This window comes from Pantoea sp. Lij88 (assembly GCF_030062155.1).
Taxonomy (GTDB): domain Bacteria; phylum Pseudomonadota; class Gammaproteobacteria; order Enterobacterales; family Enterobacteriaceae; genus Pantoea.
The window spans coordinates 2004330-2028979 of the sequence record NZ_CP118269.1; the positions used below are offsets into that span (position 1 = coordinate 2004330).

Sequence of the window (24650 nt, forward strand, 5' to 3'; positions counted from 1 at the left end):
CAGGGTGAAACAGAACGCTGAGCGTGACCTTTAGCTTATTGCCAGCCTGAGAGTCCGGCTGGCAGCCAATCACAGATATCGGTGAGTTCTGCGGCAAAAACGTCAATATGTTGTAGATTTAAAGGAGTGAAGTCGTAAGAAAGGGGTTAAAAAATGGCAAGCGGATGGGCAGCAGAAGGCGCAGTACAGGAGCAGATTGATAGCACCGTTAATGATGGAATTGAGCGGGTAAGACAATCGATCGGGCAGGGCGAAAGCGCCACCGAATGTGAACTCTGCGGCGAACCGATTCCTGAAGCGCGCCGTCAGGCGCTGAAAGGGGTGCACTACTGCGTGGCGTGTCAGGAAAAAATCGATAAACAGCAGCAGACCAGCAGCTTATATAATCGTCGGGGCAGTAAAGACAGTCAGCTGCGCTAACGCTCAGGAGCCTGGCATCGCCAGGCCGCTGCCAATAAACCATGCCAGAAAGCCCACGCCCGCCACGATGATGGCGATCGGAAACAGAATTCCAATTCTCATATTCAACCTGCTGCAAACAGCGTTTTCAGGGGACGCGATCTTATCATGAGATCTGGAGGACTGCGCGATGGGTTTTCAGCAGGGTAAAGAGCTGGAACTGCGTGGCATCGTTCTCTTCGCGCAACACCTCGCCTTTTTTATAGAGAATATGATGCACGTGTCCGAGCTGACGCCAGACCACAATCGCCGAGGCGATAAGCGCGCAATGCTTCTCCGCCTGCACACATTCAATCGTGGCGTAGTGCGTTTCATCCAGGCCATTCACAAACACCTTTATCGCATCCGCGGGTAATATCGCCCGCAGATCATCCAGCATCACCCGGCTGACCGACCGCGAAAGAAACAGTGTTAACCACTTTGATGTCATCCCAATCCCTGATCCGATCAATTTTCCCCAGTCTATACGACCTTGTCCGCGTTAATAAGCGACTTCTTTGCAGATTTGCCACCATACCAGCTTCAATGGCAGTCAGATCAGAATTGTGCTGCGCCACACGGCAGAACTCTAAAAAACAGTGAATAATAAGCGGGTTAGCGCATTTATGGTCCGATTTTATAACAACTGTGAAATTGTGATCCCTGACGGGAATAACGGTCAGAAATTGCCACTTCGCTCCGGCTTCCGGCATTTATCCAAAGGCTGAGGAATTCCTGCAAAACGTAGACTGCCTGCTGAGCGGAAGCAGTCAGGTTTCCGACAGGCCTCAACCTAACCGGGGAATAACAATGAACAGTGCCATTATTGCGGGTATCTTCTGGCATTTTGTCGGTGCTGCCAGCGCCGCGTGTTTCTACGCGCCGTTTAAACAGGTGAAAAGATGGTCATGGGAAACCATGTGGTCGATTGGCGGCCTGATGTCGTGGCTGATCCTGCCGTGGGCGGTGAGTGCCATTTTGCTGCCGGACTTTATGGCCTATTACAGCAGCTTTACGCTGTCGCAGCTTATGCCGGTCTTTCTGTTTGGCGCGATGTGGGGCATAGGCAATATCAACTACGGCCTGACCATGCGCTATCTCGGGATGTCGATGGGCATCGGTATCGCGATTGGGATTACCCTGGTGGTCGGCACGCTGATGACGCCGCTATTGCAGGGTCGCTTTGGTGAGCTGTTCGCCTCGGCGGGTGGCCGGTTAACGTTGCTGGGCGTGCTGGTGGCGCTGATTGGCGTCGGGATTGTGTCGCGTGCCGGGCTATTAAAGGAGCGCGCACTGGGGATTAACGCGGAGGAGTTTAATCTCAGGAAGGGACTGGTGCTGGCGGTGATGTGCGGCATTTTCTCGGCCGGTATGTCGTTTGCGATGGATGCGGCGAAACCAATGCATCAGGCTGCCGCTAATCTCGGCATCGATCCCCTCTATGTGGCGTTACCCAGCTATGTGGTCATCATGGGCGGCGGGGCGCTGGTCAATCTGGGCTTTTGTTTCTGGCGGCTGGCCACCCGGCCAGAGTTGTCTGTGCGAAAAGACTTCTCCGTCGGGAAGTCGCTGTTGATTGCTAACACGGCTTTTGCCGTGCTCGGCGGCACCATGTGGTATCTGCAGTTCTTCTTCTACGCCTGGGGACATGCCCGAATCCCGGTGCAGTATGACTATGTCAGCTGGATGCTGCACATGAGCCTTTACGTTCTGTGTGGTGGGCTGGTAGGCCTGCTGATGAAAGAGTGGAAGTCAGCGGGACGTCGCCCGGTGAGCGTGTTATCGATCGGCTGTGTGGTGATTATCATTGCCGCCAATATTGTTGGTCTGGGTATGGCGGCCTGATTGTTCACTCCGTCGGGGTTTAAGTTACAGCAACACATTAGCAGAACGCGCAGGGAACTGGGTCAGAAGAGGAAAGCGTCCCGCGCCATGGACAAAAACGCCGGGAGCGTTTTTGAACAACGCAGGGCGTTGGCCCGGTTACGGGCGCACCTCATGGATGAGGTGCGTAATCGCGCGGGCCGGGCATGTCATGGACTGGCCTTAGCGTCTTTCCGATCTGACCCTGTTCCCTGTGCAGGCACTGTTTCACAGCAATGCAGGACTGCTTTTGTCTATAACCTGAAAGGGCCTGCATGGCAGGCCCGTTTTATTCAGACTCGGTACTTTTCAACGCCTGCCGGGGCGCGATAAATCGCTGACGCCAGGCGCTGGGCGTTAAACCGGTATCACGGGTGAAGACCACCGAGAAATAGTTACTGTCATCAAAGCCGCAACGGGCGGCGACCTCACTAATCAGGCAATCCTGGGTGCGCAGCAGATATTTTGCCTGGCAGAGCTGCAGCTGACGCAGGTAGTGACCGATAGTCATCCCGGTTTGCTGACGGAAAAGCTGCTTCAGTGCCCGTTCGCTGAGCTGGTTCTGCTGACAAAACGCTGCCAGATCAAAGGGGCGGGCAATCGCGCCCTGTAGGGCCGACATCAGCAGATCGAGCTGTTCACCCTCCGGCAATGCCCACGGACGGTCGGCCGCGTAGCCGTGACGACGCAGAATCAGCGCCAGCTGTAAAAATAGCGCCTCTGAGAGCTGCACGGACAGGGGATCGCTTTTGCGGCTTTCACGCTCCAGCTGGCTGATCACGCCCCTGGCCAGCGCCATCCCTCGCGTCGTCAGCCGCCAGCAGCCCGGTTCATCTATGTCCTGGTGCGGCAGCAGCTGATTCCAGTCAAGAGCAAGACCAAAACGGTCACGGCAGTAGAGGATGTTATCCAGCACCAGATCGTTGACGCTGTCGTAGCTATGGCAGTCACTGTCGCGGATATAAAAAACGTCGCCGCAGGTTATCAGCCAGGGGCGATCGTTGAGGACGTGCAGGCCGTTGCCGCGCCAGACAATCACGATTTCACTGAACTCGTGTCGGTGCGGCGGGAAAGAGGGTTGGGGCATCCTTTCGGCCACCGCCACCGGCAGAGTAGCGGCGGGGAAATAGTCATCCCGGCTGAGTATCAACGCCATGTTCGACTCCTTTACATCATCTGCTGGCGCTCCGCTCGCGGTGCGCAGCCAAATTCGCGCCTGAACAGGGTTGAGAAATGGTTGCTGTCACCAAATCCACACTGGAAGGCGATGTCGGTAATACGCATATCACTGTGACGCAGCAGATGACGGGCCTGCAATAGCCGCAAACGGTTCAGATAGCGCTGCGGCGTACTGCCGGTTTGCTGCTTCATCTGCCGATGCAGGGTACGCAGCGAGAGCGAAAAGCGATCGGCCAGCTCGTCCCAGACGATCTCATCACTGTAATGATCGCCCAGCCAGTCGAGCAGGCGATGCAGCCGCGCCTCCTGATCCTGACTCTGCCCGTCAATGCACGCTTCACGCAACAGCACCAGCAGCTGTAAAAAGAGCTGTTCCTGTCGCGCCTGTTTCTCCAGCGACCAGGCATCATCCGGCCGCATCTGCGCCGCGACGCTCAGCGCCTGGGCCATCACTTTGTGATTGATGCGCCAGTGAGAGCTGTATTGCCCATCCTGATCGCAGGGCAGTAAAGCCTGCAGCCCGGAGAGAAAGCGAAACGCTCCCGGACTGCGATAGAGCACGTTGGTCAGGCAAAGATTGTCGGTCTGCTCATAGAGATGACGATCGTGATCGCGCACAAAGCAGACGCATCCGGCGCACAGCGTTTGTGGCTGACCATTAAACACATGAATGCCAGAGCCTTGTTCAACCAGCACAATCTCATGGAAATCATGGTGATGTTCCGGAAAGGCTGCCTGGGGTATCCGGGGTTCAATCGCTATTGCGTAATCCCCTTCGGGGAAGAAATCCGCACTGTGCAATATGGTCATGATCTTCTCTCGCTGATTAACAAAACCGTAACGCAGTCTAATCAGCACGCCGTCACCTTACCTTGAATTTTCAGCCGGACTCAGCAGGAATCCTGCTGATTTTTCAAGAAATCCTCAGCAGTTAACAGATTTGCGGCAGGGGTCACATCCTCCTCACTGCCGCCTCTGTGATCTCTCTCACGAAGTTCTTTGCAAGTCTGCCAGGGCTTTTCCGCCGCTGGCACTCCGGGGAAGGTGTTAAACCGGTAAGGTTTTTACTCTGTGACCACTCAATCACAGGGAATCCTCGCCATGACCAGGAGAAACATTGTTGCTATCGATCTCGGCGCATCCAGCGGACGGGTGATGCTCGCCAGCTGGGATGCCGCACAGCGCCAGCTCGCGCTGCGTGAGGTCCGGCGCTTTAAAAACAGGCGTCAGCGTCGTGCCGGTTATGACTGCTGGGATCTGGCGATGCTGGAGCAGGAGATCCGCGCCGGGCTGGCTCAGTTAGATGAAGAGGGGATCGTTCCGGACAGTATGGGCATCGACACCTGGGGCGTGGATATGGTGCTGCTGGATGCGCAGGGCGAACCGGTGGGTGAGGCGGTCAGCTACCGCGATGCGCGCACCCATGGCCTGATGGAGCAGGCGCAACAGGAACTGAGCCGCAGCGCTATCTACGCCCGCACCGGCATTCAGTTTCTGCCGTTCAACACGCTCTATCAGATGCGCGCGCTGCATCAGCAGCAGCCTGACTGGCAGGCCCGCGTGGCGCATGCGCTGATGATCCCTGACTACCTGCATTATCGCCTGACCGGCAACCTCAACTGGGAATACACCAACGCCACCACCACGCAGATGCTCAATATTCACAGCGGCGAGTGGGATCGCGATTTGCTCGCCTGGGCGGGGGTTGATGCGCAGTGGTTCGGTCAGCCGCAGGCACCAGGTCATACCGTCGGCCACTGGATCAATCGCGCGGGAAAACCGGTTCCCGTCATCGCCGTCGCCACTCACGACACCGCCAGCGCCGTGCTGGCAACGCCGCTGATGCAGGACGATGCCGCCTATCTCAGCTCCGGAACCTGGTCGCTGATGGGCTTTGAAAGTCTGCAGCCCTATGCCAGTGACGCCGCACTGCGCGCCAATATCACCAATGAGGGCGGCGCAGAAGGCTACCGGGTACTGAAAAATATTATGGGTTTATGGCTGTTACAGCGCATCTGCACCGAACTCCAGATTGACGATCTCAGCGCGCTGATTGAAGAGACGGCGTGCCAGCCCGCCTGTGTGTCACTCATCAACCCCAACGATGCGCGCTTTATCAATCCCGACAGCATGGTCAACGAGATTCAGAACGCCTGCGCCGGGCAGGGAATGGTGGTGCCGCAATCGGCCGCTGCACTGGCACGCTGCATTTTTGACAGCCTGGCGCTGCTCTATCGCGAAGTCATTCATGAACTGGCCGCGCTGCGCGGCAAGGCGTTCAGCCAGCTGCATGTGGTAGGGGGCGGCAGCCAGAACCGTTTTCTTAATCAACTCTGCGCCGATGCCTGTCAGATTCCGGTTCTGGCCGGTCCGGTTGAAGCCTCCACGCTGGGTAACGTCGGATGCCAGCTGATTGCGCTGGGCGAACTGAACGATGTGGCTGACTTCCGCTGCAGCGTCATCAACAACTTCCCACTCGAAAAATTCGAACCGCACACTCACAGCGTCTTCCGTGCCAGTCAGGCACGCTTCGCGACGCTGAGTCAACCCGCTAAGGAACCCGCTTATGACTAAGCAGATTGAACAGGCTTTTGAACTGGCTAAACAACGCTACGCCGACAATGGGGTTGATGTTGAACAGGCTATCCGTCAGCTGGACCGTATTCCGGTCTCGATGCACTGCTGGCAGGGGGATGATGTCCGGGGATTTGAGAACCCGCAGGGCGCATTGACCGGCGGCATTCAGGCAACCGGCAACTATCCAGGGCGGGCACGGAATGCCAGTGAATTACGCAGTGATATCGACAAGGCGATGTCGCTGATCCCGGGCGCAAAACGTCTGAACCTGCACGCCATCTATCTGGAAAGCGACAAGCCGGTAGAGCGGGACGCGATTGAACCGGCCCATTTTGCTAACTGGGTCGCCTGGGCTAAAGAGCATCATTTGGGGCTGGATTTTAACCCCAGCTGTTTCTCGCATCCGATGAGTGCCGACGGCTTTACACTGTCGCACAGTGATAACACCGTGCGTCAGTTCTGGATCGATCACTGCAAAGCGAGTCGCCGCATCTCCGCTCATTTTGGTGAGCAACTGGGCACGCCGTCAGTGATGAATATCTGGGTGCCGGACGGCATGAAAGATATTACCGTCGATCGGCTGGCGCCGCGTCAGCGCCTGATGAGCGCGCTGGATGAAGTCATCTCAGAAAAACTCAACCCGCAGCACCATATTGATGCGGTGGAGAGCAAGCTGTTTGGGATTGGCGCAGAGAGCTACACCGTGGGTTCTAATGAGTTTTATCTGGGTTACGCCGCCAGCCGCCAGACGGCACTGTGCCTGGATGCAGGCCATTTCCATCCCACCGAAGTGATCTCCGACAAAATTTCAGCCGCCATGCTCTATGTGCCGCGCCTGCTATTGCACGTCAGCCGCCCGGTGCGCTGGGACAGCGACCATGTCGTGCTGCTGGATGATGAAACCCAGGCGATCGCCAGTGAGATCGTCCGCCATCAGCTGTTCGACAAAGTGCATATCGGACTCGATTTCTTCGACGCCTCCATCAACCGGATTGCCGCCTGGGTTATCGGCACCCGTAACACTAAAAAAGCGCTGCTGCGTGCCCTGCTGGAGCCAGGCGACCGTTTGCGTCAGGCCGAGAGCAGCGGCGATTACACCGCGCGTCTGGCTCTGCTGGAAGAGCAAAAATCGCTGCCGTGGCAGGCGGTATGGGAAGCCTGGTGCCTGCGCCATGACGTCCCGGCTGATGCCAGCTGGTTAGGCGATGTCCGTCATTATGAACAACAGATCTTGAGCCAACGTTAAGGATTTCACGATGCAAAGCATACTTTCTTCCGGGTTTGTTAAGGGAATGGTCAAGGCGACCAGCGACATGTGGCTGAAGGGCTGGGACGAGCGTAACGGCGGCAACGTCAGCCTGCGTCTGCTGGAGGAGGAGGTCAGACCCTTTACCGCAGACTTCTGCACAACACCGCGCTGTATTGAGCTGACGCAACCCGCTCCGGCGCTGGCGAATGACTGGTTTCTGGTGACCGGGTCTGGAAAATTCATGCGAAACGTCCAGCTGGATCCGGCAGATTGCCTGGCGCTGCTGCAGGTCGATGAAAAAGGGCTTTCTTATAAAATTCACTGGGGTCTGTCGAATGGCGGTTTGCCAACCTCGGAGCTGGCGTCACACTTTCAGTCTCACGCGGTGCGTAAAGCGGTCAGCAAGGGCGCAGACCGGGTAATTATGCACTGCCACGCCACAAATTTTATGGCCTTAAGCTATGTAGTGGAGATGGATTCTGCCCGCTTCACCCGCCTGCTGTGGGAAGGCAGCACCGAATGTCTGGTGGTCTTCCCGGATGGCGTAGGGGTTTTACCCTGGATGGTGCCCGGCACCGATGAAATCGGCACCGCGACCGCCGGTCAGATGCAGTCACACACTCTGGTAATGTGGCCGTTCCACGGCGTCTTCGGCACGGGCCCGACGCTTGATGAGACCTTTGGCCTGATAGATACAGCGGAGAAATCGTCCGAAGTCATCGTCAAAGTGCTGTCGATGGGCGGGATTCGTCAGAGCATTACGACAGAGCAACTGGTCGCGCTGGGTGAGCGCTTCGGCGTGAAACCATGGCAACCGGCGCTGGATGTGGGGCCGGATAATGCTGCGTAAAGCTTTTGTGATGCAGGTGAATGCCGACTGTCATGCGGAGTATGAACGTCGCCACTCACCGATCTGGCCGGAACTGGCCGACACGCTGAAAGCGCACGGCGCACACAATTATGCCATCTGGCTGGACGCCGAACGGCATCTGCTATTCGCCAGCGTTGAGATTGAATCTGAGGAGCGCTGGAACGCGGTGGCAAAGACGGAGGTCTGTCAGCGCTGGTGGGCCTCAATGAAAGATCTGATGCCGTCGAATGCTGATAACAGCCCGATCAGTCAGCCGTTGAAACCGGTGTTCTTTCTGGAATAGAGGAGGGAAAGGGCGGCCTCGCCGCCCTGATATTTTAACGCTTAGCCTGACACAAGCCGGTCAGCGTCGGCCACATCGCCATCAGCGTATCAATAATGCTCTCGAGGTCGTCACGCTCCGCGCCTTCACGCGCCCGCACCGACATGCCCTGCAGCATACAACCCAGATAGCGGGACAGCGCCGGAATATTCACTGACGCACTCAGTTCGCCACGCTGCTGACGTGCCAGCAGAAAATCTCTTAACACATGCTCCTGTGACTGATGCTGCTGTTGCAGCATGCTGGCAATCTCTTTTGACGCCGCCGACAGGGCGGTCGAGGTACAGATAAAGAAACAGCCACCGGGAGAGTCGCGTTCGGTAAAACAGGCTGCGGTGGCGCGGAAATAGCCTTCAATCGCGCGATCCACCGGTAACTGGTCATCACCTAACGCCGCTTCACGCCATGCGCTGAACTTCTCAACATAGCGCTCCATCGCCGCGCGAAACAGCCCCTCTTTATTCACAAACTCTGCGTAAAGGGTCGGCGCTTTAGCCCCGGTTGCGGCCACCAGATCGGACAGAGACGTGCCCTCGTAACCGTGTGTCCAGAACAGAGTCAGTGCTTTATCGAGCGCCGCTTCGCGATCGAACACTTTAGGTCGGCCACGGCATTTCTTTACATCGCAATCCTGAACCTGACTCATACACCCTCACTGACAGTAAAACATCCCATTAAATTACCGATCATTATAAAAATGTGCAAGGCCCGCTGTGGATCCCGCCAGCAGGGGTTGCCATTTTGTGCGCCAGCGCAATCTTACCGCCCCTATGGTTAAGTCAGAAAAGGGGCTGAAGCCCATAATCACGCCACTTCGCGATTAAAATAACGCTCATTAAATAAATATTGACGACAGGCCGCATCGGGGTCTATCATTTGTTTAACGGTCGTTAATTAAATAGCGACAACCCAATTCAGACCAACCGAATTCAATTACCGAATAGAGAGAATATTATGAAAACCATCAAAACCACCCTGGCAGCTCTGGCACTGACAACGCTGACTTTTGGCGCTTATGCCGCTGACCTCGTGACCAGCGAACCAACTCATCAGCAGCCAGTTGGCACCATCTCAGTACAGGGCGGCACCAACCTGACTTCCCTTGAATCACAGCTGAGTGCCAAAGCGGATGAAGCCGGTGCGAAATCGTTCCGCATCACCTCAACCAGCGGCCAGAACAAACTGCACGGCACGGCTGTGATTTATCAGTAATTTGGTTTTTAACAGATAAAGTGAGAAGGGGTTCGTTATGAAACGTATCAACATGATGGTGGCGGCGGCTTTACTCAGCGGCCTCTCATTTGCCAGCGTGGCGGCCCAGCAGGTCAGCAGCACACCACTGGATCAGCAGAAAATCGGCGTCATCAGCGCAACGGGCAGTACTAATCTGACCTCGCTGGAGCAGCAACTGTCAGAAAAGGCCAGCGATGTCGGGGCAAAGTCTTTCCGCATCACTTCGACCTCTGGCAGCAACAACCTGCATGGCACAGCCGTTCTTTATAAGTAAAAGCACGATAAATAATGATAAACAGGCTTCAGATAAACCCACTTATCTGAAGCCTTTTTTTATGCTGACGTCAGCGTGTTATCCGTTGCTCCGCAACTGGGGATAACGACGGAAGATGTACACACACCACAGTAACGCCACCAGACCAATCATCCCGCCGACGTTCCCGACTTCCGCCATGCTCAGATGCAGACTGACCTGATTACCCAGCAGCGCGCCCGCGCCAATACCGATATTGTAGATACCGGACATCAGCGACATCGCCACATCCGTGGCATCCGGTGCCAGCGACAGCACCCGTACCTGCATACCCAGTCCAATCATCATCATCGCCATACCCCAGACAACGCACAGCGTTGAAATCGCGGCAGGCCGGACGGCAGCAAAAATCAGCAGTCCCATGCACAGGGTGATCAGCGCGATGGCGGCAATCAGCAGGCCGGAGGGAAATTTATTGCCGAGGGTACTGAACAGCACGCTGCCCACGATACCGGCTGTGCCAAACAGCAGCAGCAGCAGGGTGGTGAAATTGCCACTGGAATGGGCGACGTTCTGCATAAACGGTTCGATATAGCTGTAAGCGGTGTAATGCGCGGTCACCACCAGCGTCACCAGCAGATACATGCTGACCAGCGCCGGACGGCGGAACAGCATCGGCACACTGCTCAGCGAGCCGGTATGCTCACTCGGCAGACGCGGCAGGATCCGCACCAGCATAATCATCAGCACCAGCGCCGAAAGGCCAATCGCGCCGAAGGTAGTCCGCCAGCCAAGATACTGACCGACCACGCGACCAATCGGCACGCCCAGTACCATCGCCAGCGCGGTACCGGTCGCCAGCATGCTCAGCGCCTGCGTTTTCTTACCGGCAGGTGCAACGCGAATCGCCAGCGAGGCGGTGATCGACCAGAACACCGCATGAGACAGGGCGATCCCTACGCGCGACACCATCAGCGACCGGAAATCCCAGGCGACGGTCGAAAGCCCATGACTGACGATAAAGATCAGGAACAGCACACCCAGCAGCAGTCGCCGCTCTACATTGCGGGTCAGCAGCATCAGCGGCAGTGAGAGCAGTGCGACCACCCAGGCGTAGATAGTCAGCATGATCCCGACATCCGCCGTCGGCATGGCGAAGTCAGCCGCGATATCGGATAGCAGGCCAACCGGCACAAATTCGGTGGTGTTGAATACAAAGGCGGCGATGGCCAGCAATACTACGCGTAGCCAGGCAGTTTTACGTGAAACAGTTGTTGATTGCATGAGGAGTCAAGTCAGTCAGAAAAGCGAATTTGGATGTGGCAGAAACACCCCGCGAAAGTGACCTGCGTCACAAATTAAACGCTATTGTAGTCAATAAGCCGGGAAGAGAAACCTTATAAACGGCTTTTATTGCTGAATTTATTTTATCGCCCGGTCCATGGGCGATAGCCTGAGGTTATTGTGTGCGATGACGTGCGGGCATTATTCGCTGGAGCGGTTTGTCTTTTGACCGGAAGTCATGGGAGCAGCGCAGTGGGGAGCGTTTCGCCACCGGGCTGCCCGATGGGATTAACGTGATGTCGGCGTGTGCTTCAGGGCCACACTGAGCTGAGCGGTCTGCGATTCGGCGTTATTGAGCGGACAGCAATTTTCACAGCCGATCGCACCCGCATAATATTTTTTCGCCTGTAAAATGGCGGCATTCACGTGGTAAAAACTGCCCAGAAACAGTCTGTTATCCATGTCGGGAAGATGAGGGCAACCCGCTGCATGGACCACATGATTATTGTTATATCCCGATTGTTTATTCACGTAATAGTAGAGAGCCACAGGCGTTCCTTGTTGCCGTGTTAAAAGGCAAAGCAGATGAATTATTACAATAAAAAAGATTATAGCGGGAAACAGGCGTTTTGTTTGTTGTGGATCTGAATGAAACGTTTAGCGTAATGCGCCGCCAGGCCCGTTCAGGCCTGGCGAAAGAGGGGATTATCAGAGTTTTTTGCTGTGCAGACGCCAGGCAACCGCCAGCGCCAGGATCAGCAGGACGCTGATAAACAGCGTAATCCCGCTCCAGCCAAAGTTATGCCAGAACAGGCCGCCCAGCGTGCCCGCCACGCTGGAACCCACGTAGTAGCTGAACAGATAGAGTGAAGAGGCCTGTCCGCGCGCCCGGCGAGCACGCGGACCAATCCAGCCACTGGCGACCGCATGGGCAGCGAAAAAACCGGCTGTGAACAGCATCATCCCCGGCAGGATCAGCCAGAGTGAGTTAAAGGCCGTTGCCAGCAAACCGAGCAGCATGATGGCCGTTGCGCCCAGCATCACCGGTCCGCGTCCCAGGCGGCTGGTCAGCGCGCCCGCTTTCGGCGAACTCCAGGAGCCGGTGAGATAGACCACCGACAGCAGCCCGACCACGGCCTGACTGAGATGCCAGGGGGCGTCCAGCAAACGATAGCCAATATAGTTGAACAGAGTGACGAAGGCGCCCATCAGGAGGAAGCCCTCGGCAAACAGCCACGGCAGACCCGGATCGCGCCAGTGCAGCCGGAAGTTAATCAGCAGATTACGTGGACGCAGCGTGATGGGACGGAAATGCCGCGATGCAGGCAGGATCTTCCAGAACATCAGTGCCGAGGCCAGCGAAAAACAGCCGATCACCGCCACGGCGATCCGCCAGGAGAAGAGGTCGGTCAGCACGCCGCTCAGCAGACGTCCGCTCATCCCGCCTATCGAGTTACCGCTGATATACAAACCCATCGAAAAGGCGACGACCCGCGCATCCATCTCCTCGCTGAGATAGGTCATGCCAACCGCTGCAACGCCGCTGAGCGACAGACCCATCAGCCCCCGCATAATCAGGATGCCGTGCCAGCTGGTCATGGTGGCAGAGATCAGCGTACAGATGGCAGCCAGCATCAGGGCGGTCACCATCACTGATTTTCGTCCGATGGCATCAGAGAGCGGACCGGTGACCAGCAGGCCGAGCGCCATCAGGCCGGTCGAAATGGAGAGCGACAGGCTGCTGGTCGCCGGAGACACGCCAAACTGCTGAGACAGCACCGGCAGAATCGGCTGCACACAATAGAGCAGGGCAAAGGTCGCCAGTCCGGCGGAGAAAAGGGCCAGCGTCACGCGCATAAATTTGGGCGTTCCCCGGCGGATATAACCTGAAGCAGCAGGGGACTCTGGCGCGGCAGGCACCGCTTTCTCGTCCACTGTTGCCTGTATTGAGCGACTCACACATCGTCCTTTATGTCAGAAAACCTGTCGTCAGCTTAGGAAAGTGGCATTATGATGTCTAATATATTAATAATCTCAAATAAGACGTTTAACATATGAATATCGAGCTGCGTCATTTGCGCTACTTCGTTGCGGTGGCGGAAGAGTTACATTTCGGGCGGGCAGCCCAGCGGTTGAACATCTCTCAGCCCCCGCTCAGCCAGCAGATCATTCAGCTGGAAGCGGAAACCGGCGCAAGGCTGTTTAACCGTACCAACCGCAGCGTGCAGCTCACCGCCGCCGGACATCAGTTGCTGAGCGATGCCCGTGCGATCCTGTTGCAGGTTGAGCAGGCGGCCGATCGCGCTGCCCGGTTGCATCGTGGCGAAGAGGGAGAGCTGCGGATCGGCTTTACCTCGTCGGCTCCGTTTACTGCCGTGGTCTCTGACGCGCTGTTTCGCTTTCGTCAGCGCTGGCCGCAGGTACATATACAGATGCAGGAGATCAACACCCGCCAGCAGCTGGCACCGTTGCACGATGGACGGCTCGATCTCGGCGTGATGCGCAACACGCCGCTGCCCGCCGATCTGCGTCATCAGTTGCTGCTGAGCGAGCCGCTCTACGCCGTGGTGCATAAGGCGCATCCGCTGGCAGACGCCGAAAAAATCTCTGTCACTGCCCTGGCGGCTGAACCCTTTGTCTTCTTCGATCCTCAGGGCGGAACGGCGCTTTACAGCGATATTCTGGCGCTGCTGCACCGCTACCACATTAAGCCCTATATCACTCAGGAAGTGGGTGAAGCGATGACGATACTGGGGCTGGTGGCAACCGGTCTGGGCGTTTCTATTCTGCCTGCTTCCTTTCGTCGGGCGCGGCTGGCCGATCTGGTCTGGCTGCCGTTAATGGAAGACGATGCCATTTCTGAGCTGTGGCTGGTCTGGTCAGCCGGACGCGAGATGAATGCGCAGATGGAGAACATGATGGCGTTGCTGCGGGAGAATCGACCGTGAAGCGCGCAGTTCACCGCATCAATCTGTGCGATAAATCACATTTCTAATCAAATATTTGACGCTGTCGCCTGATCTGCCTCACCATGGCGCATGTTTATTTAGAAGCGCGAAAATAACCGGGAGCAGGGTTGTGAATCCGGACAGTCAACCTGGCCACATTGACCAGATCAAGCAGACCAATGCAGGTGTCGTATATCGATTAATTGACCGCCACGGTCCCATTTCGCGTATCGAACTTTCCCGTCGTGCCCAGCTCGCCCCGGCCAGTATTACCAAAATCGTGCGTGAAATGCTGGACGCACATCTGGTGCAGGAGACCGAGTATCAGGATCCCGGCAGTCGTGGCCGTCCGGCCATTGGTCTGATACTCGACACCGACGCCTGGCACTACCTGGCGATCCGCCTGCATCGTGGCGCCATGACTTTTACCCTTCGGGATCTCAGCAGCCGCGCGCTGGTGGAAGACAGCCTGCCCCTCCCTGATGAATCGGCACAGCCGTTACTCACCGCGCTGATCGAACAGGTTAATGCCTTCTTTATCCGTCATCAAAAGAAGCTGGAACGCCTCACGGCTATCGCGATTACGCTGCCAGGGCTGATTAACGCCGCCTCTGGCGTGGTACATCGTCTGCCGGGTTATGAAGTGCGTGATATGCCGCTGGGCGATACGCTGGCGGCGCGAACCGGTTTGCCGGTGTTTGTGCAGCACGACATCTCTGCCTGGACGCTGGCGGAGTCGCTGTTTGGTGCCTCACGGGGCGCGCAGGATGTGATTCAGATTGTGATTGATGAAACCGTGGGCGCTGGCGTCATCAGTGGCGGTCAGCTGCTGCATAAAAGTGGCAGGGCGCTGGTGGAAATCGGCCATACCCAGATCGACCCTTATGGTCAGCAATGCTACTGCGGGAATCATGGCTGTCTGGAAACGGTGGCCAGTACCGGTAGCCTGCTGGCACTGGCGGCGCAGCGTCTGCCTGCCCAGCCCGACAGTCTGCTCAACAATCAGCCGCTGACGCTGGAGTCGCTGTGCGCCGCCGCACAGTCGGGCGACCGTCTGGCGCGCGACACCATCGCCAGCGTCGGTCATCATGTTGGACGGATTCTGGCGATGATGGTCAACATCTTCAATCCACAACATATTCTTATCGGTTCCCCTCTGAATGCCGCCGCTGATGTGCTTTTTCCGGCGGTGAGCAACACCATTCTGCAGCAGTCATTGCCTGCCTACAGCGCCAGCATCCAGCTGGCACCCACTGAATTTAGTGAGCCGGGCACGCTGGGCGGTGCCGCACTGATCAAAGACGCGCTCTATAACGGACACCTGTTAGTGAAGCTGTTGCAAGGTTAAGCAGACCTGAACTTGCGCTAACGCAATCCGTTATCATTTTCCATTCCTTAAAATGCCGATTCGCAGCAAGGTTAATCACCGATTAACCGCAACGGTTTGAGAGGAGAAGTTGAGTGAACAGACTATTCGTTACCGGCACCGATACCGCAGTGGGTAAAACGGTTGTGTCACGCGCCCTGTTACAAAGTTTTATCCAGACCGGACTGCGTGCCGTCGGCTACAAGCCCGTCGCGCGCTGTGCGGTCAAAACCGCTGATGGCCTGCGTAACAAAGATGCACAGGTTCTGCAAAGCGCTTCCTCCATTGACTTGCCCTATGAGGCGATCAATCCGCTGGTCTTTCAGGAAGAGGAGATCTGCACCCATCCGGAGCAGCACATCGATTATGGCTTGCTGACCCATGGCTTAACCAGCCTGACGCAGCAGGCCGACCGCGTGATAGTGGAGGGCACCGGCGGCTGGCGCAGCCTGATGAACGACGGCCGTCCGCTCTCCTGCTGGGTCGTTGAGCAGCAACTGCCGGTGGTGCTGGTAGTTGGCATCCAGTCGGGTTGTATCAGTCACGCTCTGCTGACGGCTGAAGCGATAGCGCTGGATGGCCTGCCGCTGATTGGCTGGGTCGCCAATCGCATCAATCCGGGGCTGGCGCAGTACAGCGACATTATTGAAATTCTGCGCGAGAAAATCGCCGCGCCGCTGCTGGGCGAACTGCCTTATCTGCCGCGTGCAGAACAGCGCGATCTGACGCCTTACATTGATATTTCCCTGCTCGAACCGGACGCTATGCACGCTGTGAGTGCAAAGATCGCCTGATTATGAAACAAAATAAGTCATCTGAGTCGGTGGTGAGTCTAAAGTTTCAGGCTCACCGCTGGCTGTCTGCAAAAAATTCTCATTAAAATTGAATGACCTGGTCCGTACTTTGCGAATTTGCGACGTCATGGCGCAGAAAATGCATTAACTCCGCTTATCACACAGAGCCGGAGTTCCACCATGTCGCACTCTCACGAGAAAGGTTTGTTATATGGGCTTGAAGCCCGCATTGGCCCCGTCCCGGCATTTTTCGCCGCGCTGCAACATCTGCTCGCCAGCGTGGTGGGCATCATCACGCCGCCGCTGATTATTGGTTCCGTGCTGGGCCTGCAGGCCTATCTTCCTTATCTGATCAGCATGTCGCTGTTTGTCTCCGGCTTAGGCACCTTTATGCAGGCCAGACGCTTTTATGGCGTCGGCGCAGGCATGATTTGCCTGCAGGGCACCAGCTTCGCGTTTCTGGGCGTGATTCTCTCTGGTGGCCTGATGGTGAAAGGGCGCGGCGGTTCGCCGGAAGAGATTATGGCGATGCTGTTTGGCTGCAACCTGGTGGCGGCGCTGATTCCGGTTCTGATCAGCCGCTGCGTCGGCTCGCTGCGTAAAGTGCTGACGCCGGTAGTGACCGGCACGGTGATCACTCTGATAGGCATCAGCCTGATCAAAGTCAGCATTACTGACTGGGCTGGCGGTCACAACGCCACCGATTTTGGCTCGCCGGGGAATCTGGCGCTTGGGGCGCTGACGCTGCTGGTGATCGTGGCGCTGAACCGTTCACGCAACCGCTGGGCGCGGCTGGTGGCGGTGGTGGCCGGCATCGCGGTGGGATGCGTTGCAGCGGCCTTAACCGGGCATCTGCAGCTGAAAATCGCGCCGGAGAGTAGCTGGCTGGTGCTGCCTGCCTTCTTCCGGTTTGGCTTCGCCTTTGACTGGACTATTTTTCTGCCTATCGCGCTGGTGTCCGTCATTGCGGTGATTGAAGCGGTGGGCGATCTCACCGCCAACTGCCTGATTTCCCAGCAGCCTATCACCGGCAAGCCTTTTCAGCAGCGGCTTCAGGGCGGCATTGTCGCTGACGGCCTGAGTTGCGTGCTGGCAGCGGTGTTCTCTGCCTTCCCCAACACCACGTTTGCGCAGAATAATGGCGTGATTCAGATGACCGGCGTCGCCAGCCGTTATGTCGGCATGCTGCTGGGAATTATGCTGGCGCTGCTGGGACTCTTTCCCTTTGTCGGCTCGCTGCTGCAGCAGATCCCGCCTTCAGTGCTGGGCGGGGCGACCATCGTGATGTTTGGCAGCGTGGTCGCTGCGGGTATCCGGGTGATGACCCAGACGCCGCTGGGCCGTCGCGAGATGCTGATTGTTGCGATTTCATTCGGGATTGGTCTGGGTGTGGAAGCGGTGCCGGAGGTGCTGAAGCAGTTCCCGCCGCTGATTAACAGTCTGTTTGGTCATGCGGTGACGACCGGCGGCATTCTGGCGATTGTGCTCAATCTGGTTCTGCCAGATGAAGCACCTGAGGTGGAAGAGGTTGAGGTGGAAACGCTCACGGAGAGCTAAAAAGCAGAGGAGCCGATGTATCTCTCACAGACGGCTCAGAAATTCAAAGCGATGGGAGCATACGCCAGTAGCAAAGCATAGCGCGCCATGGACAAAAACGCCGGGAGCGTTTTTGTCCTGGCGCGGGACGCTTTCCTATTCTGACCCAGTTCCCTTCGCGTTAAGCTTATTTGTTGCTGCCAGTTTGATCAGAGTTTAAGTATGCCAGCTGTTTTAAAGGGCCTGTGAGACCCTTATATGTGACGAAACTATGGATTCAGACGACGACGGGTTCGACCCGAGCTGAGGTAATCCGCAATATAATCCTGCGAAATCTCTCCGCTGTAGCGCCCCTCTTCATCGACAATCGGCATCCAGACCGTATTGTGCTCATAGAGTTTCGACAGCACCACGCGCAGGTTCTCTTCGGCTTTACCGGTGACCTTAAAGGTGTGCAGCTTCTCTTCACAACGGCCACTCACGTTACGCGCCTCACGACGCTTCACGAAGCCCAGCGGCTTGCCATCTTCATCGACGACGGTAATCGACCGCATATCGTTATCATCCATCATGCCAAAGGCTTCATCCAGCGGCGTCGAGCGGCGCACGGTGATGGTCGGCTGCTGATCGGTCACGTCGCCCGCCTGCACCAGTAACAGACGCTTAAGCGTGCGGTCCTGACCGACAAACGAACCAACGAAATCATTGGCCGGGGTGGCCAGCAGCTCATCCGGGCTGGCGCACTGCACGATCTTACCCTGACCAAATACCGCGATGCGATCGCCCAGCTTCAGCGCCTCATCAATATCGTGGCTCACCAGCATCACGGTCTTCTTCAACTGACGCTGCATGTCGAGAAACTCGTTCTGGATCACTTCACGGTTAATCGGGTCGACGGCACCAAACGGCTCATCCATCAGCAGCACCGGTGGATCCGCGGCCAGGGCACGAATCACGCCGATACGCTGCTGCTGACCGCCGGACATCTCACGCGGATAGCGATGCAGGAATTTAGCTGGATCCAGCGCGACCATGCTCATCAGCTCGGTGGCCCGCTCACGGCACTGCTTTTTATCCCAGCCCAGCATGCGCGGCACCACGGTAATGTTCTCCTCAATGGTCATGTTGGGAAACAGACCAATCTGCTGGATCACATAGCCAATGTTGCGGCGCAGCGTGGTGGTGTCCTGGGTACTGGTGTCTTCGCCATTGATCAGGATCCGGCCACTGGTGGCAGGAATCAGACGGTTAATCATCTTCAGTGTGGTGGTCTTACCGCAGCCCGATGGCCCCAGCAGCACACACATCTCACCGGCTGGCACATGCAGGCTGACGTTATCGACGGCTTTATTGGTGGTGCCGTTTTTCTGGGTAAAGGTTTTCGTCAGGTTTTCCAGCGTAATCATTATCGAATCCCCTTTGGTGTGAGCGCCTGCTGCAAACGGTGCAACAGCCAGTCAAGAAAAATAGCCAGCAGACAAATCATTAATGCCCCGGCAATCAACATACGAATATCACTGCCGCTGATACCATCCAGCAGCAACTGGCCCAGACCGCCCGCGCCAATCACGGCGGCAATCGCCATTACGCCAACGTTCATCACCACGGCGGTACGGATGCCGCCAAAAATCACCGGCAGCGCCATCGGGATCTCAACCCAGCGCAGGCGCTGCCAGAAGGTCATGCCGATGCCCCGACCCGCTTCACGCAGACCGTCCGGCAGATTCTCCAGCGCGGTGTGGGTATTGCGCACAATCGGCAGCAGCGAGTAGAGGAACACGGCGGTAATCGCCGGCAGCGCGCCGATGCCCTGACCGATCAGCGAAAACAGCGGAATCATCAGACCAAACAGCGCAATGGTCGGAATGGTCAGCACCACGGTGGCGATACCGAGAATCGGCGTGGCCAGCCATCTGACGCGCACAATCAGAATGCCCAGCGGCACGCCAATCACAATCGCCAGTCCGACCGCCACCAGCACCAGCCAGCTGTGCTGCCAGCTCAGAGTGAGCAGGGTGCTCCAGTTATCCATGATGTAGTGAAGGGTATCCACAGTGCCTCCTTACAGCATGTTTTTGGATTGAAGGAAATCACGCGCCACTTTTTCCGGCGACTCATGGTCGATATCGACCCGCTTATTCAGCTCCGTGATCGCCTCATCATTGATCTGCGCAGACAGCTGATTCAGCGCGGTATCCAGTCCCGGATGGCTCGCCAGCACATCCTGACGCACAACCGGCGTCACGTTGTAGCTCGGGAAGAAGTGTTTATCATCCTCCAGCACTTTCAGGTCGAAGCCTTTAACCCGGCCATCGGTGGTGTAGATCAGACCGGCATCCACGAATCCGTCGCGAATGGCGTTATAGACCAGACCCGGATCCATCTGACGGATCTGCGGGCGATCCAGCGCCAGGTTATAGGTCTTCTGCAACGGCTTCATGCCATCGGAACGGCCGGAGAATTCCAGGTCCAGCCCCAGACGCCAGTTATGATCCGGGTCGGATTTACGCACCTGCTCAATCTTCGCAACCAGCTGCGACATGGTGCTGATATCCTCTTTTTCGGCCCGTTCACGGGTCATGGCAAAGGCATAGGTATTGTTCATGGGGGCCGGATTGAGCCAGACCAGTCCCAGTTTCGCATCCAGCTTTTTCACCGTCTCATACGCCTGCTGTGAAGACATGGGCTGATTGATATGGTTAAAGATAATCAGTGAGGTACCGGTGTATTCCCAGACCATATCAATCTGCTTATTCAGCAGCGCATTGCGGCCGATGGTGGTGGCGATATTACGTTTAGGGACCACCTCAAAGCCTTTCTTCTGCAGCCAGAGCACCGTCATCGCTGACAGGATATGCTGCTCGGTAAAACTCTTGGTCGCCATCACCAGCGGGGCAGCAGCCTGCGCCGTCTGGCTTAGCAGCAGCGTCGCGGTCAGCGCGACAACGCTTTTCTTAATCCACTTCGTTAGCATTACAAAGCTCCTTGTGGTCATGCCGCAGCGTGCGGACTCAGAAAGCGGCCCAGCGCGGCCAGCATCATATCCAGTACCAGCGCGACCAGCGCGGTGGCGACGGCACCCAGAATCAGCGTCGGGAAGTCATTCAGGTAGATACCCGGGAAAATCAGCTCACCAAAGCTGCTGGCACCAATCAGGAAGGCCAGTGGGGCGGTACCGACGTTAATGGCGGTGGCGATGCGCACGCCTGCGAGGATCACGGGCATGGCATTGGGCAGCTCAACCTGACGCAGACGTTGCCATTTGGTCATGCCGATGCCGTTGGCGGCTTCAATCAGCGACGGAGGAACCGCGCTGAGACCCGAGAAGGTGTTGCGGACGATAGGCAGGAGCGAGGCGAGAAACAGTGCAATCAGCGCCGGACGGTCGCCGATTCCGATAATCACCATCGCCAGCGCCAACACGGCGAGCGGTGGCAGGGTGTTACCGACATTGAAAATCTGCATCACATACTCGGCCCAGCGACGCGCAAACGGGCGACTGAGCAGGATGCCGCTGGGAACCCCGACCAGCAGGGCGAACAACATTGACCAGAAAACTAAGAAGAGGTGCTGCTGCCCGAGATAGAGCAGGTCGACTTTACGTGCGACCAGCTGATCCCAGCCTAAGCCCCAGATCAACACGGCGATCACCGCGACCACTGCAAGCAGTGCCAGACCGGCGCGTCGGGCCAGTGAAGCATTTTGCATAGGAGAATCTCCCTGATGACGATCTCAATTGTTATAACAACCAAAAACAGCCCGACAGGTGCGACAAAAACTGCCGCCGCGCCCAAAACCGAAACTGCGATAAAATGTAGATAAAATGACTGTTTATCCACTCTTTTTCAGTGAATACCGAATAAGATGGGGTAATGCTATAGCAGGCCTTTTTTGCACAAGCCAGCTTTTAAGCCATATATCAGGCAGATAGAAACGGTCTAAAATGGGTTTAAAGCCGCATACCCGCTGGGCTTAAGCGACAATAAAAAAAATTCATCGACTTTTAGTGACACCGTCACAGATGGCGCAGAAGATGCGCACGCGCAGGAAACTGCTTTGGCTGTTTTTGAGCTAGCCTTGCAGATTAAAAAAGGAACCCTATGACTGAAAGCGCACAACTCCAGACCGGACATCGCCACTGGATCTTAATTGCCTGCATGCTGGCGATGTTTATGGCCGCCATTGAAGTCACCATTGTGGCCACCGCAATGCCCACCATTATTGCTGACCTCGGCGGTTTTTCGCAGTTTGGCTGGGTGTTCTCCATCTATCTGCTGACGCAGGCGGTCAGCGTGCCGCTCTACGGGCGGCTGGCGGATATGGTGGGGCGAAAAACCATGTTTTTTGTCGGCACCTCGATCTTCCTGGTGGGCTCGGTCCTGTGTGGTTTCGCCCATACCATGACCTGGTTAATCCTGTTCCGGGCGTTTCAGGGCCTGGGGGCAGGTGCGATCATGCCGCTCAGCTCCACCATCGTGGCGGATATCTATTCGCCGCGCGAACGTGCCAGCGTGCAGGGCTGGCTTTCCAGCGTCTGGGGTGTCGCGGCGATTGTCGGGCCGCTGACCGGGGCCTGGCTGGTGCAGCACTTCAGCTGGTCGGTGATTTTCTGGGTCAATCTGCCGATTGGCCTGATCAGCATGCTGATGCTGGCGCGCTGGTTACCGGCGCATCAGAAGGAGGAGAAATCGCAGCCGCTGAATCTGGCCGGAAGCGGCTGGCTGATGCTCTGCGTGACCGCGCTGCTGGTTGCGCTGTTGCAGGCGGAACAGCTGGGCATCTGGCTGGTGCCGTTCCTGATTTTCTCGCTGTTTGCGGGCTGGCAGCTTAAGCGTCATGAGCAGCGTTCAGCGGCACCACTGTTTCCGCTGATCATCTGGCGCAGCCGGCTTATCGTGGCCGGTAACGCGGGCAATCTGATTATCGGGGCGGCCATGATGGGCATCAGCGCGTTTCTGCCTACCTGGATTCAGGGAATACGCGGCGGCTCACCGTTACAGGCGGGCAGTGTGCTGGCGATGATGTCGATTGGCTGGCCGCTGGCCAGCACCCTGAGCGGCAGACTGATGCTGCACACCTCTTATCGTTTCACCGCCCAGCTCGGCGCGCTGTTGCTGGTCACCGGCAGCGCATTGCTGCTGTTCTTACGGCCCGAGAGTTCGCTCTATCAGGCGGGTTTCACCGCGTTTCTGATTGGGACCGGCATGGGGATGACCAGCACCACGTTCCTGGTTTCGGTGCAGAACCAGGCGGACTACCAGATTCGCGGCATCTGTACCGCGTCAATCATGTTCAGCCGGATGATCGGCTCAGCGGTGGGAACGGCGATTATGGGCGCGGTGCTGAATCTTAATCTGCAATGGCGACTGCCGCTGGTGCAGGATCCGGTGCAGCAGATTATGTCTGAGCCCAGTCGCCAGCAGCTGCAGCCGGAAACCCTGCAGCAGATGGTCGCGGCGATAGCGACATCATTGCACTGGGTGTTCGTGGTAGCACTGGTCATTGCGCTATTTGCGGTGGGGGTGGCATGGATGATGCCGCGTCAGCGGCCGGAACAGGCGGACTAGCAGACAGGGCGACAGGATGTCGCCCTGATTTGAATCTGACTACTGTGCAGGCGCGTCCTGAGAACTGCCGGCACTGGCGGGGACGCTGGCTTCGTCGTCCCGGCCTGTACGCTTATAAACAATCTTTTGTGTGTCGTTTTCACAATGTCCGACGACCTGACCGCCCGCCTGATCGACCTGATCATTGGCGACAACGTCGAGACTAAAACCTGATTCAGGCACACCGTTCTGAATAATTTTCTGGCTGATATCGGCTTTCACCGACTCGCAGGATGCCTGTGCCATCAGCGGCAGAGCTAAAAACGCCGCGCTTAACAAAACCCTCTGTAGCTTCATCACGTCTTCCTTATGTTAGTCGTCCGTCATTACTATAGCTCAAATTTACGGCGCTACCGGGCGACCTGAACGGCGATCCAGGCAACGCAGGGTGTTAGGTTCCCAGTAGGCGTTGAGATTGAGGCTCTGCTCGCATTTATCGCGGGTATCAAAGGCGCGATCGGTCTTATCAAACTCTTTTTCGACGCGGGTGTTCACTTTGTTACGCAGCATGCGCGTGTCATTCCATTGCTCTTTATCCTGGCGCGCCGCTTCATTGCCCAGCGCGGTGCTGCCATCTTCAATGATCAGACGGTTGGTGGTCGCGCCAGCGTTTAAAGCCATACCAGACAACAGAACCATCAGCACAGCAGGGATCATTTTTTTCATCACACTATCCTTTAGTTAACGCAAACATCGCCATCTGCGACGGCTGTTGCAGCGGGTATGCTTAGTATATCATCGCCGTTTCTTTGCCAACCAGTGGTGAGACGTTTGTTTACGTTCAGGAGAGGTAAGGGTGCTGATTAAGACCGCCTTGCTGTTTTTTGTTACCGCGCTGGCGGAGATAACCGGCTGTTTTCTGCCGTGGCTGTGGCTCAAAAAAGGCGGCTCAGCCTGGCTGTTACTGCCTGCTGCGGCGAGCCTGGCGCTGTTTGTCTGGCTGCTGACCCTGCATCCTGCCGCCAGCGGGCGGGTATATGCCGCCTACGGTGGCGTCTATGTGCTCACGGCACTGCTCTGGTTACGGGTGGTGGATGGCGTGAAGTTGAGCGCGTGGGACTGGAGCGGGGCACTGATTGCGTTCAGCGGCATGCTGATTATTGTGATGGGCTGGGGACGCGGATAGCGCCA

At 56.8% G+C, this 24650-nt stretch carries 28 protein-coding genes; 14 read left to right on the forward strand and 14 right to left on the reverse strand.

Features of this window, described 5'->3' with window-relative positions; translation table 11 throughout:
- Positions 1-153 precede the first annotated feature (153 nt).
- Entirely contained in the window at positions 154-420 is a 267-nt protein-coding gene (locus PU624_RS13085; RefSeq protein WP_179895707.1) for a DksA/TraR family C4-type zinc finger protein, read from the forward strand.
- Between the two features lie 3 nt (positions 421-423).
- On the opposite strand, the gene PU624_RS13090 is transcribed toward PU624_RS13085, so the two are convergent.
- On the reverse strand, positions 424-522 hold the full coding sequence (locus PU624_RS13090) for a YoaK family small membrane protein (RefSeq protein WP_008925225.1): 99 nt from the start codon (positions 520-522) through the stop codon (positions 424-426).
- 43 nt (positions 523-565) lie between these two features.
- On the reverse strand, positions 566-889 hold the full coding sequence (locus tag PU624_RS13095) for a hypothetical protein (protein WP_283545326.1): 324 nt from the start codon (positions 887-889) through the stop codon (positions 566-568).
- Between the two features lie 359 nt (positions 890-1248).
- Here PU624_RS13095 and rhaT point away from each other — a divergent pair, with 359 nt between their 5' ends.
- Entirely contained in the window at positions 1249-2283 is a 1035-nt protein-coding gene (gene rhaT / locus PU624_RS13100) for an L-rhamnose/proton symporter RhaT (protein ID WP_283545327.1), read from the forward strand.
- Between the two features lie 307 nt (positions 2284-2590).
- Here rhaT and rhaR read toward each other — a convergent pair whose 3' ends face one another.
- Together rhaR and rhaS are read right to left on the reverse strand one after the other, a co-directional pair.
- The gene (gene rhaR, locus PU624_RS13105) at positions 2591-3457 is read right to left on the reverse strand and encodes an HTH-type transcriptional activator RhaR (protein ID WP_283545328.1); all 867 of its coding nucleotides are present in this window, start codon (positions 3455-3457) and stop codon (positions 2591-2593) included.
- Positions 3458-3468: 11 nt separating this feature from the next.
- The gene (rhaS, locus tag PU624_RS13110) at positions 3469-4290 is read right to left on the reverse strand and encodes an HTH-type transcriptional activator RhaS (protein WP_283545329.1); all 822 of its coding nucleotides are present in this window, start codon (positions 4288-4290) and stop codon (positions 3469-3471) included.
- Positions 4291-4581: 291 nt separating this feature from the next.
- On the opposite strand from rhaS, the gene rhaB reads away from it, so the two are divergent.
- The 4 genes from rhaB to rhaM are packed head-to-tail and all read left to right on the forward strand — an operon-like array spanning position 4582 to position 8460.
- Entirely contained in the window at positions 4582-6054 is a 1473-nt protein-coding gene (gene rhaB, locus PU624_RS13115; protein ID WP_283545330.1) for a rhamnulokinase, read from the forward strand.
- Positions 6047-7303 carry an L-rhamnose isomerase gene (locus PU624_RS13120; RefSeq protein ID WP_283545331.1) on the forward strand — a complete coding sequence of 419 codons (1257 nt, stop codon included), beginning with the start codon at positions 6047-6049 and terminating at the stop codon, positions 7301-7303. The genes rhaB and PU624_RS13120 overlap by 8 nt, the downstream gene beginning before the upstream one ends.
- Before the next feature lie 10 nt (positions 7304-7313).
- Positions 7314-8156, forward strand: coding sequence for a rhamnulose-1-phosphate aldolase (rhaD, locus tag PU624_RS13125; protein WP_283545332.1), 843 nt, complete (start codon positions 7314-7316; stop codon positions 8154-8156).
- A complete protein-coding gene (rhaM, locus tag PU624_RS13130; protein WP_283545333.1) occupies positions 8146-8460 on the forward strand; it encodes an L-rhamnose mutarotase in 315 nt (104 codons plus the stop codon). The genes rhaD and rhaM overlap by 11 nt, the downstream gene beginning before the upstream one ends.
- A gap of 34 nt (positions 8461-8494) precedes the next feature.
- Here the strand turns inward: rhaM and PU624_RS13135 are convergent, their stop codons facing one another.
- Positions 8495-9145, reverse strand: coding sequence for a TetR/AcrR family transcriptional regulator (locus tag PU624_RS13135; protein WP_283545334.1), 651 nt, complete (start codon positions 9143-9145; stop codon positions 8495-8497).
- Positions 9146-9453: 308 nt separating this feature from the next.
- Between PU624_RS13135 and bhsA (PU624_RS13140) the strand changes: the two genes are divergently transcribed.
- On the forward strand, positions 9454-9711 hold the full coding sequence (gene bhsA, locus PU624_RS13140) for a multiple stress resistance protein BhsA (RefSeq protein ID WP_283545335.1): 258 nt from the start codon (positions 9454-9456) through the stop codon (positions 9709-9711).
- A 37-nt stretch (positions 9712-9748) separates the two neighbouring features.
- Positions 9749-10006: a multiple stress resistance protein BhsA gene (gene bhsA / locus PU624_RS13145; RefSeq protein ID WP_283545336.1), complete on the forward strand. Its 258-nt coding sequence runs from the start codon at positions 9749-9751 to the stop codon at positions 10004-10006.
- Between the two features lie 78 nt (positions 10007-10084).
- On the opposite strand, the gene PU624_RS13150 is transcribed toward bhsA (PU624_RS13145), so the two are convergent.
- The 3 genes from PU624_RS13150 to ynfM form a co-directional block, all read right to left on the reverse strand.
- Positions 10085-11269, reverse strand: a complete 1185-nt coding sequence (locus PU624_RS13150; protein ID WP_283545337.1) for a sugar transporter — start codon at positions 11267-11269, stop codon at positions 10085-10087.
- 288 nt (positions 11270-11557) lie between these two features.
- Positions 11558-11818, reverse strand: coding sequence for a hypothetical protein (locus tag PU624_RS13155; protein ID WP_283545338.1), 261 nt, complete (start codon positions 11816-11818; stop codon positions 11558-11560).
- Between the two features lie 159 nt (positions 11819-11977).
- Complete coding sequence (gene ynfM, locus PU624_RS13160; protein ID WP_283545339.1) at positions 11978-13228, reverse strand: multidrug efflux MFS transporter YnfM/SxtP(Kp); 1251 nt, start codon at positions 13226-13228, stop codon at positions 11978-11980.
- A 95-nt stretch (positions 13229-13323) separates the two neighbouring features.
- Here ynfM and PU624_RS13165 point away from each other — a divergent pair, with 95 nt between their 5' ends.
- From PU624_RS13165 to PU624_RS13180, 4 genes are all read left to right on the forward strand, one after another.
- Positions 13324-14217 (forward strand): LysR family transcriptional regulator, encoded by an 894-nt coding sequence (locus PU624_RS13165; protein ID WP_283545340.1) that lies wholly within the window; start codon positions 13324-13326, stop codon positions 14215-14217.
- Positions 14218-14347: 130 nt separating this feature from the next.
- Entirely contained in the window at positions 14348-15565 is a 1218-nt protein-coding gene (mlc, locus tag PU624_RS13170; RefSeq protein WP_283545341.1) for a sugar metabolism global transcriptional regulator Mlc, read from the forward strand.
- A gap of 113 nt (positions 15566-15678) precedes the next feature.
- Positions 15679-16377 (forward strand): dethiobiotin synthase, encoded by a 699-nt coding sequence (bioD, locus tag PU624_RS13175; protein WP_283545342.1) that lies wholly within the window; start codon positions 15679-15681, stop codon positions 16375-16377.
- A 180-nt stretch (positions 16378-16557) separates the two neighbouring features.
- Entirely contained in the window at positions 16558-17934 is a 1377-nt protein-coding gene (locus tag PU624_RS13180) for a nucleobase:cation symporter-2 family protein (protein WP_283545343.1), read from the forward strand.
- A gap of 248 nt (positions 17935-18182) precedes the next feature.
- Here the strand turns inward: PU624_RS13180 and osmV are convergent, their stop codons facing one another.
- From osmV to PU624_RS13200, 4 genes are read right to left on the reverse strand one after another with little or no spacing between them, the layout of a single operon-like run.
- Positions 18183-19319, reverse strand: a complete 1137-nt coding sequence (osmV, locus tag PU624_RS13185) for an osmoprotectant ABC transporter ATP-binding protein OsmV (protein WP_283545344.1) — start codon at positions 19317-19319, stop codon at positions 18183-18185.
- Entirely contained in the window at positions 19319-19966 is a 648-nt protein-coding gene (gene osmW, locus PU624_RS13190) for an osmoprotectant ABC transporter permease OsmW (RefSeq protein WP_010244802.1), read from the reverse strand. Before osmW ends, osmV begins: the two co-directional genes overlap by 1 nt.
- Before the next feature lie 9 nt (positions 19967-19975).
- Positions 19976-20887, reverse strand: coding sequence for a glycine betaine ABC transporter substrate-binding protein (locus PU624_RS13195; protein ID WP_283545345.1), 912 nt, complete (start codon positions 20885-20887; stop codon positions 19976-19978).
- Positions 20888-20904: 17 nt separating this feature from the next.
- The gene (locus PU624_RS13200) at positions 20905-21621 is read right to left on the reverse strand and encodes an ABC transporter permease (RefSeq protein ID WP_283545346.1); all 717 of its coding nucleotides are present in this window, start codon (positions 21619-21621) and stop codon (positions 20905-20907) included.
- A gap of 392 nt (positions 21622-22013) precedes the next feature.
- Here PU624_RS13200 and PU624_RS13205 point away from each other — a divergent pair, with 392 nt between their 5' ends.
- The gene (locus tag PU624_RS13205; protein ID WP_283545347.1) at positions 22014-23480 is read left to right on the forward strand and encodes an MDR family MFS transporter; all 1467 of its coding nucleotides are present in this window, start codon (positions 22014-22016) and stop codon (positions 23478-23480) included.
- Positions 23481-23519: 39 nt separating this feature from the next.
- On the opposite strand, the gene PU624_RS13210 is transcribed toward PU624_RS13205, so the two are convergent.
- Positions 23520-23816: a DUF1161 domain-containing protein gene (locus PU624_RS13210; protein WP_179895728.1), complete on the reverse strand. Its 297-nt coding sequence runs from the start codon at positions 23814-23816 to the stop codon at positions 23520-23522.
- 45 nt (positions 23817-23861) lie between these two features.
- The gene (locus PU624_RS13215; RefSeq protein ID WP_283545348.1) at positions 23862-24185 is read right to left on the reverse strand and encodes a DUF1283 family protein; all 324 of its coding nucleotides are present in this window, start codon (positions 24183-24185) and stop codon (positions 23862-23864) included.
- A 133-nt stretch (positions 24186-24318) separates the two neighbouring features.
- Between PU624_RS13215 and PU624_RS13220 the strand changes: the two genes are divergently transcribed.
- Entirely contained in the window at positions 24319-24645 is a 327-nt protein-coding gene (locus PU624_RS13220) for a YnfA family protein (RefSeq protein ID WP_090963536.1), read from the forward strand.
- Positions 24646-24650: the final 5 nt, after the last annotated feature.

What these genes read in the sequence shown, in the direction of transcription:
- PU624_RS13085 (WP_179895707.1), top strand. Translation starts at nt 154, where the DNA reads ATGGCAAGCGGATGGGCAGCAGAAGGCGCAGTACAGGAGCAGATTGAT.
- PU624_RS13090 (WP_008925225.1), bottom strand. Translation starts at nt 522, where the DNA reads ATGAGAATTGGAATTCTGTTTCCGATCGCCATCATCGTGGCGGGCGTG.
- PU624_RS13095 (WP_283545326.1), bottom strand. Translation starts at nt 889, where the DNA reads ATGACATCAAAGTGGTTAACACTGTTTCTTTCGCGGTCGGTCAGCCGG.
- rhaT (WP_283545327.1), top strand. Translation starts at nt 1,249, where the DNA reads ATGAACAGTGCCATTATTGCGGGTATCTTCTGGCATTTTGTCGGTGCT.
- rhaR (WP_283545328.1), bottom strand. Translation starts at nt 3,457, where the DNA reads ATGGCGTTGATACTCAGCCGGGATGACTATTTCCCCGCCGCTACTCTG.
- rhaS (WP_283545329.1), bottom strand. Translation starts at nt 4,290, where the DNA reads ATGACCATATTGCACAGTGCGGATTTCTTCCCCGAAGGGGATTACGCA.
- rhaB (WP_283545330.1), top strand. Translation starts at nt 4,582, where the DNA reads ATGACCAGGAGAAACATTGTTGCTATCGATCTCGGCGCATCCAGCGGA.
- PU624_RS13120 (WP_283545331.1), top strand. Translation starts at nt 6,047, where the DNA reads ATGACTAAGCAGATTGAACAGGCTTTTGAACTGGCTAAACAACGCTAC.
- rhaD (WP_283545332.1), top strand. Translation starts at nt 7,314, where the DNA reads ATGCAAAGCATACTTTCTTCCGGGTTTGTTAAGGGAATGGTCAAGGCG.
- rhaM (WP_283545333.1), top strand. Translation starts at nt 8,146, where the DNA reads ATGCTGCGTAAAGCTTTTGTGATGCAGGTGAATGCCGACTGTCATGCG.
- PU624_RS13135 (WP_283545334.1), bottom strand. Translation starts at nt 9,145, where the DNA reads ATGAGTCAGGTTCAGGATTGCGATGTAAAGAAATGCCGTGGCCGACCT.
- bhsA (WP_283545335.1), top strand. Translation starts at nt 9,454, where the DNA reads ATGAAAACCATCAAAACCACCCTGGCAGCTCTGGCACTGACAACGCTG.
- bhsA (WP_283545336.1), top strand. Translation starts at nt 9,749, where the DNA reads ATGAAACGTATCAACATGATGGTGGCGGCGGCTTTACTCAGCGGCCTC.
- PU624_RS13150 (WP_283545337.1), bottom strand. Translation starts at nt 11,269, where the DNA reads ATGCAATCAACAACTGTTTCACGTAAAACTGCCTGGCTACGCGTAGTA.
- PU624_RS13165 (WP_283545340.1), top strand. Translation starts at nt 13,324, where the DNA reads ATGAATATCGAGCTGCGTCATTTGCGCTACTTCGTTGCGGTGGCGGAA.
- PU624_RS13180 (WP_283545343.1), top strand. Translation starts at nt 16,558, where the DNA reads ATGTCGCACTCTCACGAGAAAGGTTTGTTATATGGGCTTGAAGCCCGC.
- osmV (WP_283545344.1), bottom strand. Translation starts at nt 19,319, where the DNA reads ATGATTACGCTGGAAAACCTGACGAAAACCTTTACCCAGAAAAACGGC.
- PU624_RS13195 (WP_283545345.1), bottom strand. Translation starts at nt 20,887, where the DNA reads ATGCTAACGAAGTGGATTAAGAAAAGCGTTGTCGCGCTGACCGCGACG.
- PU624_RS13200 (WP_283545346.1), bottom strand. Translation starts at nt 21,621, where the DNA reads ATGCAAAATGCTTCACTGGCCCGACGCGCCGGTCTGGCACTGCTTGCA.
- PU624_RS13205 (WP_283545347.1), top strand. Translation starts at nt 22,014, where the DNA reads ATGACTGAAAGCGCACAACTCCAGACCGGACATCGCCACTGGATCTTA.
- PU624_RS13210 (WP_179895728.1), bottom strand. Translation starts at nt 23,816, where the DNA reads ATGAAGCTACAGAGGGTTTTGTTAAGCGCGGCGTTTTTAGCTCTGCCG.
- PU624_RS13215 (WP_283545348.1), bottom strand. Translation starts at nt 24,185, where the DNA reads ATGAAAAAAATGATCCCTGCTGTGCTGATGGTTCTGTTGTCTGGTATG.